General features: G+C 62.2%; 18 protein-coding genes. 8 read left to right on the top strand and 10 right to left on the bottom strand.

The window, feature by feature from the left end; translation table 11 throughout:
- Nucleotides 1–16 precede the first annotated feature (16 nt).
- Complete coding sequence (gloB, locus tag J2J99_RS20205) at nucleotides 17–787, top strand: hydroxyacylglutathione hydrolase (protein WP_168296668.1); 771 nt, start codon at nucleotides 17–19, stop codon at nucleotides 785–787.
- Nucleotides 787–1,209, top strand: coding sequence for a cupin domain-containing protein (locus J2J99_RS20210; RefSeq protein WP_168296667.1), 423 nt, complete (start codon nucleotides 787–789; stop codon nucleotides 1,207–1,209). The genes gloB and J2J99_RS20210 overlap by 1 nt, the downstream gene beginning before the upstream one ends.
- A 3-nt stretch (nucleotides 1,210–1,212) precedes the next feature.
- Here J2J99_RS20210 and yddG read toward each other — a convergent pair whose 3' ends face one another.
- Both yddG and J2J99_RS20220 read right to left on the bottom strand, forming a co-directional pair.
- Nucleotides 1,213–2,103, bottom strand: a complete 891-nt coding sequence (yddG, locus tag J2J99_RS20215; RefSeq protein WP_168296666.1) for an aromatic amino acid exporter YddG — start codon at nucleotides 2,101–2,103, stop codon at nucleotides 1,213–1,215.
- Nucleotides 2,104–2,133: 30 nt separating this feature from the next.
- A complete protein-coding gene (locus J2J99_RS20220; protein WP_168296665.1) occupies nucleotides 2,134–2,913 on the bottom strand; it encodes a DUF3108 domain-containing protein in 780 nt (259 codons plus the stop codon).
- Between the two features lie 240 nt (nucleotides 2,914–3,153).
- Between J2J99_RS20220 and rpmB the strand changes: the two genes are divergently transcribed.
- The gene (rpmB, locus tag J2J99_RS20225; protein ID WP_168296664.1) at nucleotides 3,154–3,444 is read left to right on the top strand and encodes a 50S ribosomal protein L28; all 291 of its coding nucleotides are present in this window, start codon (nucleotides 3,154–3,156) and stop codon (nucleotides 3,442–3,444) included.
- Between the two features lie 115 nt (nucleotides 3,445–3,559).
- A complete protein-coding gene (locus J2J99_RS20230; protein WP_168296663.1) occupies nucleotides 3,560–4,195 on the top strand; it encodes a VUT family protein in 636 nt (211 codons plus the stop codon).
- 14 nt (nucleotides 4,196–4,209) lie between these two features.
- Here J2J99_RS20230 and J2J99_RS20235 read toward each other — a convergent pair whose 3' ends face one another.
- The 5 genes from J2J99_RS20235 to J2J99_RS20255 all read right to left on the bottom strand — a co-directional run bounded on the left by J2J99_RS20235 (nucleotide 4,210) and on the right by J2J99_RS20255 (nucleotide 9,717).
- A complete protein-coding gene (locus J2J99_RS20235; RefSeq protein ID WP_168296662.1) occupies nucleotides 4,210–4,776 on the bottom strand; it encodes an ATP-binding protein in 567 nt (188 codons plus the stop codon).
- A gap of 60 nt (nucleotides 4,777–4,836) precedes the next feature.
- Entirely contained in the window at nucleotides 4,837–5,862 is a 1,026-nt protein-coding gene (locus J2J99_RS20240) for an esterase-like activity of phytase family protein (RefSeq protein WP_168296661.1), read from the bottom strand.
- Between the two features lie 24 nt (nucleotides 5,863–5,886).
- Complete coding sequence (gene cobT / locus J2J99_RS20245; protein WP_168296660.1) at nucleotides 5,887–7,788, bottom strand: cobaltochelatase subunit CobT; 1,902 nt, start codon at nucleotides 7,786–7,788, stop codon at nucleotides 5,887–5,889.
- A gap of 12 nt (nucleotides 7,789–7,800) precedes the next feature.
- A complete protein-coding gene (gene cobS / locus J2J99_RS20250) occupies nucleotides 7,801–8,793 on the bottom strand; it encodes a cobaltochelatase subunit CobS (protein ID WP_168296659.1) in 993 nt (330 codons plus the stop codon).
- 306 nt (nucleotides 8,794–9,099) lie between these two features.
- On the bottom strand, nucleotides 9,100–9,717 hold the full coding sequence (locus tag J2J99_RS20255; RefSeq protein WP_168296658.1) for a J domain-containing protein: 618 nt from the start codon (nucleotides 9,715–9,717) through the stop codon (nucleotides 9,100–9,102).
- 102 nt (nucleotides 9,718–9,819) lie between these two features.
- Here J2J99_RS20255 and J2J99_RS20260 point away from each other — a divergent pair, with 102 nt between their 5' ends.
- Entirely contained in the window at nucleotides 9,820–10,104 is a 285-nt protein-coding gene (locus J2J99_RS20260; protein WP_205918806.1) for a BolA family protein, read from the top strand.
- 44 nt (nucleotides 10,105–10,148) lie between these two features.
- Here J2J99_RS20260 and J2J99_RS20265 read toward each other — a convergent pair whose 3' ends face one another.
- From J2J99_RS20265 to J2J99_RS20275, 3 genes are read right to left on the bottom strand one after another with little or no spacing between them, the layout of a single operon-like run.
- Nucleotides 10,149–11,459 (bottom strand): HlyC/CorC family transporter, encoded by a 1,311-nt coding sequence (locus J2J99_RS20265; RefSeq protein WP_168296657.1) that lies wholly within the window; start codon nucleotides 11,457–11,459, stop codon nucleotides 10,149–10,151.
- Nucleotides 11,459–12,589, bottom strand: coding sequence for a 3-dehydroquinate synthase (aroB, locus tag J2J99_RS20270; RefSeq protein ID WP_168296656.1), 1,131 nt, complete (start codon nucleotides 12,587–12,589; stop codon nucleotides 11,459–11,461). The genes J2J99_RS20265 and aroB overlap by 1 nt, the downstream gene beginning before the upstream one ends.
- Nucleotides 12,586–13,176, bottom strand: a complete 591-nt coding sequence (locus J2J99_RS20275; protein WP_168296655.1) for a shikimate kinase — start codon at nucleotides 13,174–13,176, stop codon at nucleotides 12,586–12,588. Before J2J99_RS20275 ends, aroB begins: the two co-directional genes overlap by 4 nt.
- 148 nt (nucleotides 13,177–13,324) lie before the next feature.
- Between J2J99_RS20275 and J2J99_RS20280 the strand changes: the two genes are divergently transcribed.
- From J2J99_RS20280 to J2J99_RS20290, 3 genes are all read left to right on the top strand, one after another.
- Nucleotides 13,325–13,501, top strand: coding sequence for a hypothetical protein (locus tag J2J99_RS20280; RefSeq protein ID WP_168296654.1), 177 nt, complete (start codon nucleotides 13,325–13,327; stop codon nucleotides 13,499–13,501).
- Between the two features lie 5 nt (nucleotides 13,502–13,506).
- Nucleotides 13,507–14,460, top strand: coding sequence for a site-specific tyrosine recombinase XerD (gene xerD, locus J2J99_RS20285; RefSeq protein WP_168296653.1), 954 nt, complete (start codon nucleotides 13,507–13,509; stop codon nucleotides 14,458–14,460).
- A 62-nt stretch (nucleotides 14,461–14,522) separates the two neighbouring features.
- Nucleotides 14,523–15,476, top strand: coding sequence for an acetyl-CoA carboxylase carboxyltransferase subunit alpha (locus J2J99_RS20290; RefSeq protein WP_168296652.1), 954 nt, complete (start codon nucleotides 14,523–14,525; stop codon nucleotides 15,474–15,476).
- Nucleotides 15,477–15,555 lie beyond the last annotated feature (79 nt).

Below are 15,555 nucleotides of genomic sequence, written 5' to 3' on the forward strand. Positions count from 1 at the left end.
AAAGGATTATTGAACGATGAAACCTTTGGAATTAGACGTTTTTCTCTGCCGCACCGACAATTTCGGCGTTCTCGTGAACGATCCGGAGACTGGCCTTACAGCGGCAATCGACGCGCCCGAGGAGGCGCCGATCCTGGAGGCGGCGACACGGCGCGGCTGGAAGATCACGCATATCTTCACCACCCATCACCACACCGATCACGTCGCCGCCAATCTGGCGCTGAAGGAGCGGTTCGGCTGCGAAATTATCGGTCCGATCAATGAGGCGGTCGCCATTCCCGGTCTCGACCGGGCGATGGCGGATGGCGACAGGTTCCTCTTCGGCAACCACACGGTGAATGTGATCGAGACACCCGGTCACACCGCCGGCCACATCTGCTATCACTTCCTCGACGACAAGCTGCTTTTTGCCGCCGACACGCTGTTTGCCCTCGGCTGCGGCCGTCTGTTCGAACGGCCCGCCGCTGATATGTGGCACTCCCTGCAAAAGCTGGCCGTCTTGCCCGATGAGACCGCCGTTTATTTCGGACACGAATATACGCTCTCCAACGCCCGTTTCGCGCTGACGGTCGATCCCGGCAACGAACGCCTGAAGAGCCGCGCCGCGGAGATCGAGGCTTTGCGCGCCGATGGCAAATTCACCATCCCGACGACGCTGGGACTGGAAAAGGAAACCAATCCGTTCCTGCGCGCCGGCGATCCGGCCATCCGCCGCAACCTGATCATGGAAGGCAAGACGAACGAGGAAGTCTTCGCCGAAATCCGCAAGCGCAAGGACAATTTCTGATGTCGCCTGAGAGGATCATTCGTGAGCTCGGCATGCAGCCGCATCCCGAAGGCGGCTGGTACGTGCAGACATTCCGCGACACGGCCGGTGGAGAGCGCGGCCATTCGACGGCGATCTATTATCTGCTGACAAAGGGACAGCGTTCGCACTGGCATCGCGTCCATGACGCGGTCGAGGTCTGGCATTATTACGCGGGTGCGCCGCTGGCGCTGCACCGGTCGCAAGACGGGTTTGCAAGCGAGACGCTGACGCTTGGAACAAACCTTCCTGCCGGCGAGCGGCCGCAGGCAATCATTCCCGCCAATTGCTGGCAATCGGCCGAATCGCTCGGTGATTTCACCCTGGTCGGCTGCACCGTTTCGCCCGGCTTCGAATTTTCGAGCTTCGAGATGGCGCCGGCGGATTGGAAACCTGACGACTGAGAGCTACTCCGCTGCCGCAGACTGCGCCGGAATTTTGCGGCGGAACATTTCCTGGGCAGCGAGCACCGCTCCACCGGTGACGAGCAGGCAGGCGAGAGCAATGCGCCAGCTCGGCTCGGCAAATCCGAACAGCGTCAGGATGAGCGTCGACAGCAGCGGCGCGGCATAACTTGCCGCACCGAGAATCTGGATATCACCGTTCTTGACGCCATAATCCCAGGCGTAGAAGGCAGCCCCCACGGGCAGGAGCCCGAGTCCGATGACGGCAACCCACTCGAACATCGTCGCCGGCCAGACGGTCGCCTCCAGGCCGAGATGGCAGAAGAGCGACAGGACGGAAGTGACAAGGCAAAAGCCGGTAACGACATCGGTGGAAACGGCCTCAAAACGCCTCGTCAGCAGCGAATAACCCGACCATGTGAAGGCGCAGAGGAAGGCCGCCCCATAACCGACCGGGTAGGCGCCGTCGAAATCGATGCCGTTGCGGCCGACGATCAGGAAGGTGCCGCAAAGCCCGGCAAGCGCGCCCGCCACGTGATACCAGCGCAGCCGTTCGCCCGGCAGCAGCGCCGACCCGACCACGATCAACAACGGCCAGAGATAGGCGATCAGTCCCGCCTCCACCGCCGGCGCGTTCCTGAGCGCCGTAAAATACAGGAAATGATAGCCGAACAGACCTGCAATACCTGTTATCCAGACCTTTGGCGGCTGCTTCAGCAACGCCAGCCGCGCCGGGTTGAGGACAAGCATGACGAGGCCGGGAACGCTGCCGATCGCAAAGCAGACGGCCGAAAGCTGGAAGGGCGGCATCTTGCCGGAGCCGGCCGTCAACAGCGCCAGGAACGACCACATCAGAATGGCCGTAAAACCGATGGCCGTCGCGCGAAACTTCATCTATCCCCCTTTACGGAGGCGGAAGCTCCGTCAACCGACGCTGCCGTATTTGACGGCAGTGATCGTCACCATTCCATATTCGGTTGGAATGCGCACATAAACAGGAGCATATACATTCGCCGCGTCCGACTTGGCAAACCAGATTTCCATGCGGTCGCTTTTGCTGAGATAGTCGATATCCTTGCGGCCCTTCTTGTAGCCGGAGCGCGGCACGAAACGCACGCCACAGACAACCGCCTTGCCTTTGAAACCGTCGGTCGAAAAATCCTCGTCGCCCTTCGGCGAAAGCACCAGATCCATGCGCGTCTCGCCATCGAAGATCGGCAGCGTCTGCGAGCAGACCTTGGTATTGCCGGTGAAGACCAGGCCGGAGATCGGGTCGAGGACCGCGCGCATGTCGCGCGGCGTGACATCGATCCAGTTCTTCGGCCGCTTAGGTGGAGGGGTCGTCGTCGCCGAAATGATATCGCCGTTGCGGTAGCTGACCTCGTAGACGCGGGCCTTCTTGCCGCTCTTGTAATAGAGCGAATATTTCAGCGCCTGTAGGCGGTCATTGCGCACAACGCCGGTGACGCTGGTCGTTGCCGAGATAGTCTTAATGAGATCGGCAAGGCCGGCCGATTTGATATCGCCGGCGATCTTGTAAGAGTGATCATCCTCGATCTGCGTCAGGAATGCGGCGCGCGCGATCGGCAGGCCGGCAAGCGTCACCCGATATACCGTCCGGTGCTGGATCTCGGCCGCCGCTGCCGGTATGGCAAAAAGCGCGGCGATGACCGAAATCAAAATGCGTCTGCCCGAATGAGCCATGTGTTAAGCCTTGTCTTGCCGCGCGCGGCAGGTCTTGCCGAGATGCTCTATACTCCTGCCATGCCGGGAAGAAAACAGCAGCTTTTTGACAGAATTGCGGGAAAGGCCAAGGTTTGGCTTGACGCGCGCAGGCTCTCTGACTATAGAACCGCAACTTTCCAATCATGCCTGTTGGATTGCGAGCCCGGTTTTGCCGGGGATGGCAATTCGATGGCCCGAGAAAACAAGAATAGGTGTTCCATGTCCCGCGTGTGCGAATTGACCGGCAAGGCCGTCCTGACTGGTAACAATGTCAGCCATGCCAACAACAAGACCAAGCGCCGGTTCCTGCCGAACCTGTGCCAGGTAACGCTGATTTCCGACGCTCTCAACCAGCGTTATCGTCTTCGCGTTTCGGCTGCTGCTCTTCGTTCCGTCGAGCATCGTGGCGGCCTCGATGCCTTCCTGCTGAAGGCCAGCGAAAACGAGCTGTCGATGCGCGCACGTCTGCTGCGCCGCCAGATCGTCAAGAAGACCGCCGAAGCCGCATAAGCTTCGACACGTCTTTTTCATACTGCTTCGAAAGGCTTGCACGGATAATCTCCGGTCAAGCCTTTTGCTTTGCCGGTCCGTCGCTCCAACTGGTGGCATCACCCAGGATAAAAAAATGCTGAAGACGCGCTATACGCTTGCCTATGTCGCATTGATGACGCTGATCGTCGTCGCCTCCAACTTCCTCGTCCAGTTTCCGCTGAACGCCGAAGTCGCCGGCATCAACCTCGCCGACATCCTGACCTGGGGCGCCTTTTCCTATCCGGTCGCCTTCCTAATCACCGATCTGACCAACCGCCAGTTCGGCCCGCAGGCGGCCCGCAAGGTGGTCTTTGCCGGCTTCGTCGTCGGCGTGACATTGTCCTTCTTCACCTCGGCGCCGCGCATCGCCATCGCCTCCGGTTCGGCCTATCTCGCCGGCCAGCTGCTCGATATCGCCGTCTTCAACCGCCTGCGCCGCCAGGCCTGGTGGCGCGCGCCGCTGATCGGCTCGCTGATCGGCTCGGCGCTCGATACGGTGATGTTCTTCTCGCTGTCCTTTGCCGCGTTTTTCGTCTTCCTTGGCCCGAACGAGCCCTTCGCGCTGGAAGCGGCTCCCGTCCTCGGCGTTTTCGCTGCCGAGGCGCCGCGCTGGATTTCCTGGGCGATCGGCGATTTCGCCGTCAAGATGATCGTCGGCCTCATCATGCTGCTGCCTTACGGCGCACTGATGAATGTGCTGCGGCCGATGCAGCCCGCCCGCGCCGGCTGATCACGCCGGAAATGTTACCGCCGCCGCCGGACCGAGCCGGCGGCGATCGCCGGATGCAGAAGAACCTCTGCGAGCAGATCGTCGATATCTCGCGACGAATCGAGACGCAGCACCGGCGCGGTCTGCGTTTCAAGCCATTGCTCATGCGCAGCGAGGCTGCGGCGCTCGGGGCTGGCCGTATCGTAGCTTGCCGCCCATGCCAGGAATTCTCCGCTCTTCACCTCCATGTCGCCGCCAGGCCCGATCCTCTGTCCGTATCGGGCGGCCTCGCGCGCACGGATTCGCGCCATGCGAAGCTGCGGCTCTATCCTGAGGAACACGATCAGATCGTAAAGCGGCTCGAGCGGCCTTCCCCATTTCAGCGCCGATCCGGAAAGAACCCAGCCGCCGGGCCGCCGCGTCTCCTCAAGCAGCAGCCTTATGCGTTCGTCGGCATCCCGTGGTGTCGTGAACGGCGGATCGTTGGGCAGCCAGAAGAAGTCGTCGGTGTCGAGATGGGCGATATCCAGCCGTTCCGCAAGCGCGCGGCCGAGCGACGTGGTGCCGGAACCGGACGCGCCCATGATATGAATATGCACCATGATTTCCTCCGAAAACCGCAGCTTGCGATACCGCCAGCGGGATAACCGAGGCATGTGACGTCAATCTGACGATCCGAGCAATTGGGGCTCATCGTAAAGCCGGAATTCCAGCATCAGATTGCGCTGCAGAATGGAATGATTGTCATCCGACACCAGAATGATGTGGGTCGTGCCGTCGGCCGCCTGGAAAGCGTCGAGACCTTCCATATTGTCGATCTGCGAATTGAAATTGCCTTCGAGCAGCAATTCGCCCTCGACCACGGCCCCCGGCCTGATATCGGCGCTTTTGATGCGCCGAAGGCGCATGCCGATGCCTTCGGCCATGTTGAAGCGGCGTTCGAGCAGCAGCAGATCGCCGTTCGGCAAAAAGGCGCCGTCGGTGACGTCGAAACTGCCGTCTCGCGCCACCGAGAAACGTCCCTTCAATGGCCCGCTGAGAATTGCCGCCGCCCGGTTGCCGTCGCTATCGAGGCCGCGCTCCGAGACGACGACCACGCCGCCCTTGAGCGGGCTCGATGCGGGCGCCACGGTGATCGTCTCGAGGCCGCGATTGTCCTTCAGCATCTTTCGCGGAATAAGGATCGGCAGGGTGCCGATCGCCCTCGATTCGACAAAGCCGGGATCGGGATAGACATCGACGCGATGATCCTGCTCGAAGGAGACCAGGATCCGATCGCCGTCGAACGCCAGCCCCTCGGCATCCATGTGTCCTTTGCCCTCGAAACTACGGCCCGAGCCGTTCTTCATCGGCATGATTTCGACATCCGAGAGGCCCGAAAGCCGGCTTTTGACATCACGCTCGATGGTGCCGGTCAGCCACTGGCCGGTATCGAGCACCCCGACGAAATGCTTCTGGTCTTGCCGGAAACGGATCGAGGAAAGCGAGCCGAACAGGGCCTTGCTCGAAACCATCTCCAGCCCGCCGAGAAATTCCAGCGATCCGAATTTCGTCTCGGCAGAGCCGATCCTGAAATCTGATATTTGCCGGCTGATGACCGGCACTTCGCCGTCGGCCCATGCGGGCCAGGCGCCTGTCGCGATGCAAAGAGCGATCAACGCCGCATGGCAAAGGCGCTTGCCTGTCATTCCGGACATTTTCCTGAAGCGGCGTCAGCCGGCACGGCGAAGCCGGCCGCCGCGCGGCTGGACGGATTGATCTTCGAAAAGCGAGGCAAGCTGTTCGGTCATCGCGCCGGCCAGCTCGTCGGCATCGACGATCGTCACGGCCCGGCGGTAGTAGCGCGTGACGTCGTGACCGATACCGATCGCCAGCAATTCCACCGGCGAACGGGTCTCGATCCGTTCGATGACGGCGCGCAAATGCCGCTCCAGATAATTGCCGGGATTGACCGACAGCGTCGAATCGTCCACCGGCGCCCCGTCCGAGATCATCATCAGGATGCGGCGCTGTTCGCGGCGTGCGAGCAGGCGGTTATGCGCCCAGATCAGCGCCTCGCCGTCGATGTTTTCCTTGAGCAGGCCCTCGCGCATCATCAGCCCGAGATTGGCGCGCGCCCGCCGCCACGGCGCATCGGCCGATTTGTAGATGATGTGGCGCAGGTCGTTGAGGCGGCCCGGCGTCTGCGGCTTGCCGCCGGCAAGCCAGCTTTCACGCGCCTGCCCGCCCTTCCAGGCCTTCGTCGTAAACCCGAGGATCTCGACCTTGACGCCGCAGCGCTCCAGCGTGCGGGCAAGAATGTCGGCGCAGGTGGCGGCAACCGTGATTGGCCGGCCGCGCATCGAGCCGGAATTGTCGATGAGCAGGGTGACAACCGTGTCGCGGAACTGCGTGTCGCGCTCCATCTTGAAGGAGAGCGCCTGCATCGGATCGATGATGATGCGCTGCAGCCGGGCCGGATCGAGATAGCCTTCCTCCAGGTCGAAATCCCAGGAGCGGTTCTGCTGCGCCATCAGGCGGCGCTGCAGCCGGTTGGCCAGGCGGCCGACCGCGCCCTGCAGATGCGCCAGCTGCTTGTCGAGAAAGGCGCGCAGCCGCTCCAGCTCAGCGGCGTCGCAGAGCTCCTCGGCGGTGATGATCTCGTCGAACTCTTCGGTATAGACGTGATAATCGACCTTCTCGTTGAAATCGGCAAACGGTGTGTTTGGACGGCGGGTCTCGCCCGGCGTTTCCGAATCGTCCTCGCCCTCTTCCATCATGTCGTCGTCGGAGATTTCGGCACCTTCGGTCTCGCCGTCCTCCATCTGTTCGTCGGCGACTTCACTGTCCTCGACCGGGGCGGCATCGGTGCCGGCATCCTCGTCGACCTCGTCCTGATCCTGCTCGTCGCCGCTCGGCTGGTCTTCCTGTTCCGACTGATCGTCATTGTCGGCCTGACTGTCGTCGTCGCCGTATTCCTCGGCCATCTCCATGGCCGACAGCATGTTGCGGATCACCTTGGCGAAGGCCTGCTGGTCGTTGATCGCGCCCGACAGGTTGTCAAGCTCGGAGCCCGCCTTGTCCTCGATGAAGCCGCGCCAGAGGTCGAGCACCTTGCCGGCGGAAGCCGGCGGACGCTGGCCGGTCAGCTTCTCGCGCACCATCATCGCGACCGCTTCGCCGATCGGTGCGTCTTCCTGGCGCTCGATGCCGGTGAAATTCGCCTTGGAATATTTCTCCTCCGTCATGGAGCGCAGGTTCGATGCCATGCCCTCCATGCGCAGCGCGCCGATCGATTCGACGCGCGCCTGCTCGACCGCGTCGAAGATCACCCGGGCGTCCGAGCCCTGCGGCGCCATCGTCGCATGCACCTTCTCGTCATGGCAGGCAAGCCGCAGCGCCATGGAATCGCCGAGCCCGCGGGTTACCGCCAGCTCATGCGCCGTCGGCCGCTTGGAAAGCTCCGGCAGGCGGATGCGCTCGCCGGTCATCCCCGGCCGTTCGTTGGCGAAGGTTACCTCGACATCGCCGTCGCCGGCGACCGAGCGCACGCAGCCTGATATCGCCCGGCGCAACGGCTCGACATCGACGGGCGCGCCGGGCTTTGCTTTCGAATTGTCACCGCGAGCTGCCATGATCGGTCGGTCTCAGGCTCCGAGAACGATGTTGGCGGCACTTTCCTTCAGCTCGACGCCGAAGGCGCGCTGATAGTGCTCAGCCACCAGCGGCCGCTCCAGTTCGTCGCACTTGTTGAGGAAGGTGACGCGGAAGGCGAAGGCAAGATCACCGAAGATCTCGGCGTTCTCAGCCCAGGTAATTACCGTGCGCGGGCTCATGACGGTGGAGAGATCGCCGTTCATGAAGGCGGCGCGCGTCAGGTCAGCGACACGGACCATCTTCGACACGGTCTCGCGGCCTTCCCTATCCTTGCCGAAGCTCTTCACCTTGGCGGCGACGATATTCACTTCGTGATCATGCGGCAGATAGTTCAGCGTCGTCACGATCGACCAGCGGTCCATCTGCGCTTGGTTGATCTGCTGCGTGCCGTGATAAAGACCGGTGGTGTCACCGAGGCCGATCGTATTGGCGGTCGCAAACAGGCGGAAGGCCGGGTGCGGCCGGATGACGCGGCTCTGGTCAAGCAACGTCAGGCGGCCGGAGGATTCGAGCACGCGCTGGATGACGAACATCACGTCGGGACGGCCGGCATCGTATTCGTCGAAGACGAGCGCGACATTGTGCTGATAGGCCCAGGGCAGGATACCGTCCTTGAATTCGGTGACCTGCAGTCCGTCCTTGACGACGATCGCGTCCTTGCCGACGAGATCGATACGGCTGACATGGCTGTCGAGGTTGATGCGCACGCAGGGCCAGTTGAGGCGTGCCGCCACCTGTTCGATATGCGAGGACTTGCCGGTGCCGTGATAGCCGGAGATCATCACGCGTCGGTTATGGGCAAAGCCTGCGAGAATGGCGAGCGTCGTGTCGCGGTCGAACAGATAGTCGGGATCGAGGTCCGGCACATAGGCGTCGCCCTTGCTGTAGGCGGGAACGCGGATGTCCGAATCGATGCCAAAGGTCTCGCGGACCGAAACGGTGGTATCGGGCAGTTCAGATATATCCAGGTCGATCTTGCTCATCATGTCTCCAAGGCGGGTGATGCCACCCGGCCATACTGTCTCAGGCCATGTCGCAACCGTGACGCCGCGATTTTGTCCGCGCCCGTCCAGGTCGGAACGTCGGCGATACTTCTCCGGGACTGAAACGAAACCTCGGCGGGATGATGACCGCTTGCGAGCATTCTTGAAAGAGTCCCGGACAAGAAACGCCGCGTCCGGAAAGGTCGGCGGAGGCGATCGGTAAACACGCAGATAGGAGCCGCGTTTGCCTGCGGCCTCAGCCGACTTGGACCATACCCGATTGAAGCCTAAGAGCAAGGACGGGAATTAACAAAAACCGTTCTGCTTCAACAATTGATAGGCCTGGATGACGGCGCGGAAACGCTCCTCCGAGCCGCGGTCGCCGCCATTCGCATCCGGATGGTGCTTCTTGACCAGTTCCTTGTAGCGGCTCTTGATCTCCGCCGACGTCGCATTGGCATGCAGGCCCATCGTATCGAAGGCCTTGCTTTCCAGCGATTTCAGCTTGCGCGCCTGGGGAAAACGCGGCCCGCTGCCCTTGCCGCCCTCCTTGACGAACCCAAAGGGATCGCGAACGCGCGTATAGGCGCCGGAGCGCACTTCCGAATGCAGCGGACTGTCCTTCGCCGATTTGTTGACGCCGACGGTCCATGTCGGCCGGTGGCCGGTGATCGCCTCTTTCTGGTATCGCGCGATCTCGCCGTCCGAAAGACCGGAGAAATAGTTATAGCCCTTGTTGTATTCCTTGACGTGCTCGAAACAGAACAAAAAGAACTGGCCTTCCGCATTGCGCCCGACGGGCGCGCGATGCGAACCTTTCTTGTCGCAGCCGTCCCACTGACAGGTAGGCGGCGCCTCCTCTGCCTCCTGCTCGCGTTTGCGGCGTGTTCGGATGCGATCGAAATATTTGGAATCAAGTCTCATGGCGGCGCTAATTATGGGGCTGTCGGCAGGCGACAACAAGAATTGACAAATGGGAATGTTGCTGGCTTGGTGGGAACCCCTTTCGCGCAACAGCAAGACCGGATGATGACCCTCAGGACCCGCATCGAAGAAAAACTTGTCGACGCCTTCGCGCCCGAACGCCTGAGCGTCATCGACGAAAGCCACCTGCATGCCGGCCATCAGCCTGATATATCTGGCACCGGCGAAACCCACATGCGGGTGAGGATCGTTTCGGCGAAATTTGCCGGCCTGTCACGGCTGGCGCGCCATCGCGCCATTACCGACCTGCTGAAACCGGAACTCGATGCCGGCCTGCATGCGCTGGCCGTCGAACCGGCAGCGCCGGGCGAGGCGACGCGATGGTAGAACCGCAGCTTATATAGGAACCGGTTGCCTTCGCGCCAAGCCGATCAGCCGGGCTTGGCGCCGCCTTCCCCGGCCGGACGGATGCGAAGCTTGGTGATGCGGTTCTTCTCCCGCTTCATGACGACGAAACGTTTGCCGTAAAAGGTGAAGGCCTGGCGCTCTTCCGGAATGGTCATCGATTCATGGATGACGAGGCCGGCGATCGTCGTCGCCTCCTCGTCGGGCAGGTTCCAGTCGAGCGCACGGTTCAGGTCGCGAATCGGCACGCCGCCGTCGACGACGACTGAACCATCCGCCTCCTGGCGCACACCCTGAATCTCGATGTCGTGCTCGTCGGAAATGTCGCCGACGATTTCCTCGAGAATATCCTCGAGCGTGACGATGCCTTGCACCTCGCCATATTCGTCGACGACGACAGCGAAATGCTGCTTGCGGCGCAGGAAGGCATTGAGCTGGTCTTCGAGGTTGGTGCTGTCGGGCACGAACCACGGCTTCTGCGCGATCTTGACGATATCGAGGTTCTGTGGCTCCATGTTCGGCTCGGCCAGTGCCCGCAGCAGATCCTTGGCGTGAACGACGCCGATGATGTTGTCGATCGTGCCGCGCCACAACGGCATGCGCGTATAGGGGCTTTCCAGGATGGCGCGCACCACCGCCTCCGGCGGGTCGTCGGCATTGATTGCCCGCATCTTGGTTCGGTGAACCATGATGTCGGAGAGTTCCAGCTCGCCGAGATCGAGCACGCCGCCGAGGCGATCGCGGTCGGCCTTGACCACCGATCCCTCGCGATGCAGCAGGTCGACGGCGCCGCGCAGCTCCTCATGCGCCGTCAGCATCGATATTTCCCGCGAGAGATTGATGCCGAACAGCGCCAGGATCCGCCGGACGATCGCATTGACGAAGGAGGAAACCGGTCCGACGACGGTGACGAAGAGCTTGGCCGGCAGCGCGACGGCAAGTGCGAAGCGGTCGGGCGTCGAAATCGCCCAGCTCTTCGGCAGCACTTCCGCGAAAATGACCAGGATAACGGTCATCGCCAGCGTCGCCAGAGCCACGCCGGAACTGCCGAACAACCCGAGAAACAGGCTGGTGGCGATCGAGGACGACAGGATATTGGCGAGATTATTGCCGATCAGCAGCGCGCCGATCAGCCGGTCACGCCGCTCGATCAGCTGGCGCACGAGCCCGGCGCGCTCGTCGCCGTTGACCTCAAGCGTATGGATGCGACTGCGCGAAACGGCGGTCAGCGCAGTTTCCGAGCCGGAAAAGAAGGCGGACGTCAGCACGAGCGCCGTGATCGAAAGGATCTCCGGCCAATATGTCGCGAGAAATGCCAGAGCGCCTTCGACCGTCATCAGGGGTGTTTTTCCCGGAGAAAGCTGATCACCTCGGAGGCCGGAACGTCGTCGGCGACGAAGGACTGGCCGATGCCGCGCGTCAGGATGAAGGTGAGCTTGCCGCCCTTGACCTTCTTGTCCTGCGCGATCGCATCCATCAGCCGCTCGGCCGGCGGAAGCTCGCCCGGAATTTCGGACATCCGGGTCGGCAGGCCGACCGCCTGCAGATGCCGCTCGACGCGGCGCGCATCGTCAGGGCTGGCAAGGTTCATCCGTGCAGAGAATTCATGCGCCAGCACCATGCCGATCGAAACGCCCTCGCCGTGCACAAGGCGGCGGCTGTCATAGGCGGTCGCCGCTTCCAGTGCATGGCCGAAAGTGTGGCCGAGATTGAGCAGTGCCCGGTGGCCGTTCTCCCGCTCGTCGGCAACGACCACATCGGCCTTTGCCTGGCAGCTCGCGGCGATCGCTTCGATGCGCGCCGCGCCACCTGCAAAAACCGCCTTCCAGTTCGCTTCCAGCCAGGCGAAGAAATCCGGCTTGTCGATCAGACCGTATTTCGCCACCTCGGCGTAACCGGCGCGGAATTCACGCTCGCTCAACGAATTCAGCACATCGGTATCGGCCAGAACCAGATCCGGCTGATGAAAAACGCCGATCAGGTTCTTGCCGTGGCGGGAATTGATGCCGGTCTTGCCGCCGACGGAAGAATCGACCTGCGCCAGCAGCGAGGTCGGCACCTGCACGAAACGCACGCCGCGACGCACGATGCCGGCGGCAAATCCTGAGAGATCGCCGATGACACCGCCGCCGAGCGCGATGACGCAGTCGTTGCGCTCGACGCGTGCTTCCAGCACCTTGTCGCAGGCGGTCACCAGATGCTCGAAACTCTTCGTCTTCTCGCCGGCCGGCAGCACGACCGCAGCCGAGGCGATACCTGCCGCATCGAGGCTGGCAACGAGGGCGTCGAGATAGAGCGGCGCGACATTTTCATCGGTGATGACAGCCGCCTTGCGGCCCTTGAGGCGCGAAGCGATCTCGGCGCCGGCCCGCGCGATCAGCCCCGGCCCGATCAGAATGTCGTAGGCGCGCTCGCCGAGCGGCACATGCACGGTCTGGGCGGCGGGAGCGGAGGTTATCGCATTCATGACGCTGGACTTTCTTTGCGAGATTCGATCACCGCCGTCAGCACCTCATCGGCCATGATTTCCTTGCGCACATCGCGCGAGAGCACGGTAAGATCAGCCTGGGCGTAGATCGGATACCGTGCGTTCATCAGGTTTTCGAGCGTCTGCTTTGGATTTTCCGTCTTCAACAGCGGCCGCGTGTCGCGTTTGTTGACCCGTTCCCAGAGGACGTCGAGATCCGCCTTCAGCCAGACCGAAAGGCCGCCCCGCTTGATATGCCTGCGCGTTCGCTCGTTGACAAAGGCGCCGCCGCCGGTGGAGACGACGCGCGGACCGCTCTTCAGCAGACGCTTCATGACCCGCGTTTCCAGCGCCCGGAACTCGTCCTCGCCATAGGCGGCGAAGAGTTCGGCAATCGTCATGCGCGACACCCGCTCGATTTCGTGGTCGGTGTCGATGAAGGGAATGCCGAGCTGGCTGGCAACAATGCGCCCGACCGAGGATTTTCCCGCGCCCATCAGGCCGACCAGGATCAGATTGCGTGAACCGAGAGCGGCGCGAGCTCTGTCTTTCAGGCTGTCAGCAACGGTCAGCAGTGGTTCACTCATCGGTCCATTCACACTTTGTTTGCAAACCGTATCGACAAATGCAGGTGGAGCGTCAAGTCGCGGACAAGGGAATCACGGCATGAATACCGCTTCTTGCGCTTGCAGATACGCTTCTTATAACAGAAGCAGAGCATGAAGGAGTTGCCGGATGCCGACCCTGTTCCGTTTTCTGTTCTTTTGCGCGATCCTCGCCGGGACGGTTTACGGAGCGATGTGGGCGCTCGTGACCTTCGTCGAGCCCGAGCCGCGTGACGTGACGATCCGCATTCCGTCCGAGCGGGTCAATCCGCCGGCGACCGGCACGATCAACACCACCGGGAAGTGAGCGACATGAGGGATCTCGGCCGCGTCCATGTGGAATCCTTCCTGGAAATGATGAGCGCCGAACGCGGTGCCGCCGCCAACACGCTGCAATCCTATGAGCGCGACCTCGATGACATCAGGTCCTTCCTGAACGGCCGCAGCATAAGGCTGATCGAAGCCGCCTCCGCCGATCTTTCCGCCTATCTCACCTCGCTCGCCAGCCAAGGCTTCAAGCCCTCCTCGCAGGCGCGCCGGCTTGCGGCCATGAGGCAGTTCTACAAGTTCCTCTACGCCGAAGGCATTCGAACCGACGACCCCACCGGCGTGCTCGACGCGCCGAAGAAAGGCCGGCCGCTGCCGAAGACGATGGGGGTCGACGAGGTCGGCAGGCTGCTTTCTCAAGCGCAGAACGAGGCCGACGATCCGGCCCCTGGCCAGTTGCAGCGCCTGCGCATGCTGGCGCTGCTGGAACTGCTCTATGCCACCGGCATGCGCGTCAGCGAGCTCGTCTCGCTTCCCGCCCGCGTCCTCGACCAGGAGGGACGCTTCCTGATGATCCGCGGCAAGGGCAACAAGGAGCGGCTGGTGCCGTTGTCACAATCGGCGATCAGAGCCCTGAAGTCCTATGGCCGGCTGCTGGCGGCCGAAAATGCCGCGGCGAAGGAGCCGCAGGAGAGCCCTTGGCTGTTTCCGGCCGCCTCGAAGGAGGGCTACCTGCCGCGCCAGGTTTTTGCGCGAGACCTGAAAAACCTTGCGATCCGCGCCGGCCTGACGCCGTCGCTGATCTCGCCGCACGTCATGCGCCACGCCTTTGCCAGCCATCTGCTCGCCAACGGCGCCGATCTGCGCGTCGTGCAGGAACTCCTCGGTCATTCGGACATTTCGACCACACAGATCTACACACATGTGCTCGAAGAGAGGCTCCAGCAGCTCGTCCAGACGCATCACCCCCTTGCCAAACAGGCGAAAAAGCACGAATAGGACCGGCGACAAGGGGCGGAGCCAGGAAAACGCCCCGGGCACAAGGAACGGAAACGCACCTCATGCACAATTATCTCGACTTCGAAAAGCCGATCTCCGACCTCGAAGGCAAGATCATCGAGCTGAAGAAGCTCGCAACGGAAGACGAGAGCATCGACACCACCGATGAAATCGGCCGGCTGGAGGTTCGCGTCCGTGAGGCGATCGTCGAAATCTATTCCAAGCTCAATGCCTGGCAGAAGACGCAGGTCGCGCGCCACCCGCAGCGACCGCATTTCGTCGATTACGCCAAGACCCTGTTCCAGGAATTCACGCCGCTGGCCGGCGACCGCAAGTTTTCCGAGGATGCCGCGATCCAGGCGGGTCTTGCCCGCTTCCGCGGCCAGCCGGTCGCCGTCATCGGCCAGGAAAAAGGCAACGACACCAAGTCCCGCCTGAAACACAATTTCGGCAGCCCCCGCCCGGAGGGATACCGCAAGGCGATCCGCATCCTTGAGATGGCCGATCGTTTCGGCCTGCCGGTGATTTCGCTGGTGGATACGGCCGGCGCCTATCCCGGCGTCGGCGCCGAAGAGCGCGGCCAGGCCGAGGCGATCGCCCGCTCGACGGAAATGTGCCTCGGCGTCAAGGTTCCCCTCGTTTCCGTCGTCATCGGCGAAGGCGGCTCGGGCGGCGCGATCGCGATCGCCACCGGCAACAAGGTCTATATGCTCGAGCATTCGATCTACAGCGTCATCTCGCCGGAGGGCGCCGCTTCCATTCTCTGGCGCGATTCGACGCGCGCCCGGGAAGCGGCGACCAACATGAAGATCACCGCCGAAGACCTGAAATCGCTCGGCGTCATCGATGGTATCATTTCCGAGCCGCTCGGCGGCGCGCATCGCGATCCCGACAGCGTCATTGCCGCAACCGGCGATGTGATCGCCAATGCGCTGGCCGAAATGGCATCCCGCTCGGGCGAGCAATTGCGCAATGAACGGCGCCAGAAATTCCTCAATATGGGCCGGAATCTGTAAGCTCAAGCTGCAGCTCTTTGCGGATTGAGGCCAAACCTTGGCCACATTGATGTTATTTCTGACATCTGCGCTTGCGGGG

The sequence above is a fragment of the Rhizobium binae genome (genome assembly GCF_017357225.1).
Classification (GTDB): Bacteria; Pseudomonadota; Alphaproteobacteria; order Rhizobiales; family Rhizobiaceae; genus Rhizobium; species Rhizobium binae.

Coding starts and splice junctions, on each gene's coding strand:
- gloB (WP_168296668.1), top strand. CDS start 17: ATGAAACCTTTGGAATTAGACGTTTTTCTCTGCCGCACCGACAATTTC.
- J2J99_RS20210 (WP_168296667.1), top strand. CDS start 787: ATGTCGCCTGAGAGGATCATTCGTGAGCTCGGCATGCAGCCGCATCCC.
- yddG (WP_168296666.1), bottom strand. CDS start 2,103: ATGAAGTTTCGCGCGACGGCCATCGGTTTTACGGCCATTCTGATGTGG.
- J2J99_RS20220 (WP_168296665.1), bottom strand. CDS start 2,913: ATGGCTCATTCGGGCAGACGCATTTTGATTTCGGTCATCGCCGCGCTT.
- rpmB (WP_168296664.1), top strand. CDS start 3,154: ATGTCCCGCGTGTGCGAATTGACCGGCAAGGCCGTCCTGACTGGTAAC.
- J2J99_RS20230 (WP_168296663.1), top strand. CDS start 3,560: ATGCTGAAGACGCGCTATACGCTTGCCTATGTCGCATTGATGACGCTG.
- J2J99_RS20235 (WP_168296662.1), bottom strand. CDS start 4,776: ATGGTGCATATTCATATCATGGGCGCGTCCGGTTCCGGCACCACGTCG.
- J2J99_RS20240 (WP_168296661.1), bottom strand. CDS start 5,862: ATGACAGGCAAGCGCCTTTGCCATGCGGCGTTGATCGCTCTTTGCATC.
- cobT (WP_168296660.1), bottom strand. CDS start 7,788: ATGGCAGCTCGCGGTGACAATTCGAAAGCAAAGCCCGGCGCGCCCGTC.
- cobS (WP_168296659.1), bottom strand. CDS start 8,793: ATGAGCAAGATCGACCTGGATATATCTGAACTGCCCGATACCACCGTT.
- J2J99_RS20255 (WP_168296658.1), bottom strand. CDS start 9,717: ATGAGACTTGATTCCAAATATTTCGATCGCATCCGAACACGCCGCAAA.
- J2J99_RS20260 (WP_205918806.1), top strand. CDS start 9,820: ATGATGACCCTCAGGACCCGCATCGAAGAAAAACTTGTCGACGCCTTC.
- J2J99_RS20265 (WP_168296657.1), bottom strand. CDS start 11,459: ATGACGGTCGAAGGCGCTCTGGCATTTCTCGCGACATATTGGCCGGAG.
- aroB (WP_168296656.1), bottom strand. CDS start 12,589: ATGAATGCGATAACCTCCGCTCCCGCCGCCCAGACCGTGCATGTGCCG.
- J2J99_RS20275 (WP_168296655.1), bottom strand. CDS start 13,176: ATGAGTGAACCACTGCTGACCGTTGCTGACAGCCTGAAAGACAGAGCT.
- J2J99_RS20280 (WP_168296654.1), top strand. CDS start 13,325: ATGCCGACCCTGTTCCGTTTTCTGTTCTTTTGCGCGATCCTCGCCGGG.
- xerD (WP_168296653.1), top strand. CDS start 13,507: ATGAGGGATCTCGGCCGCGTCCATGTGGAATCCTTCCTGGAAATGATG.
- J2J99_RS20290 (WP_168296652.1), top strand. CDS start 14,523: ATGCACAATTATCTCGACTTCGAAAAGCCGATCTCCGACCTCGAAGGC.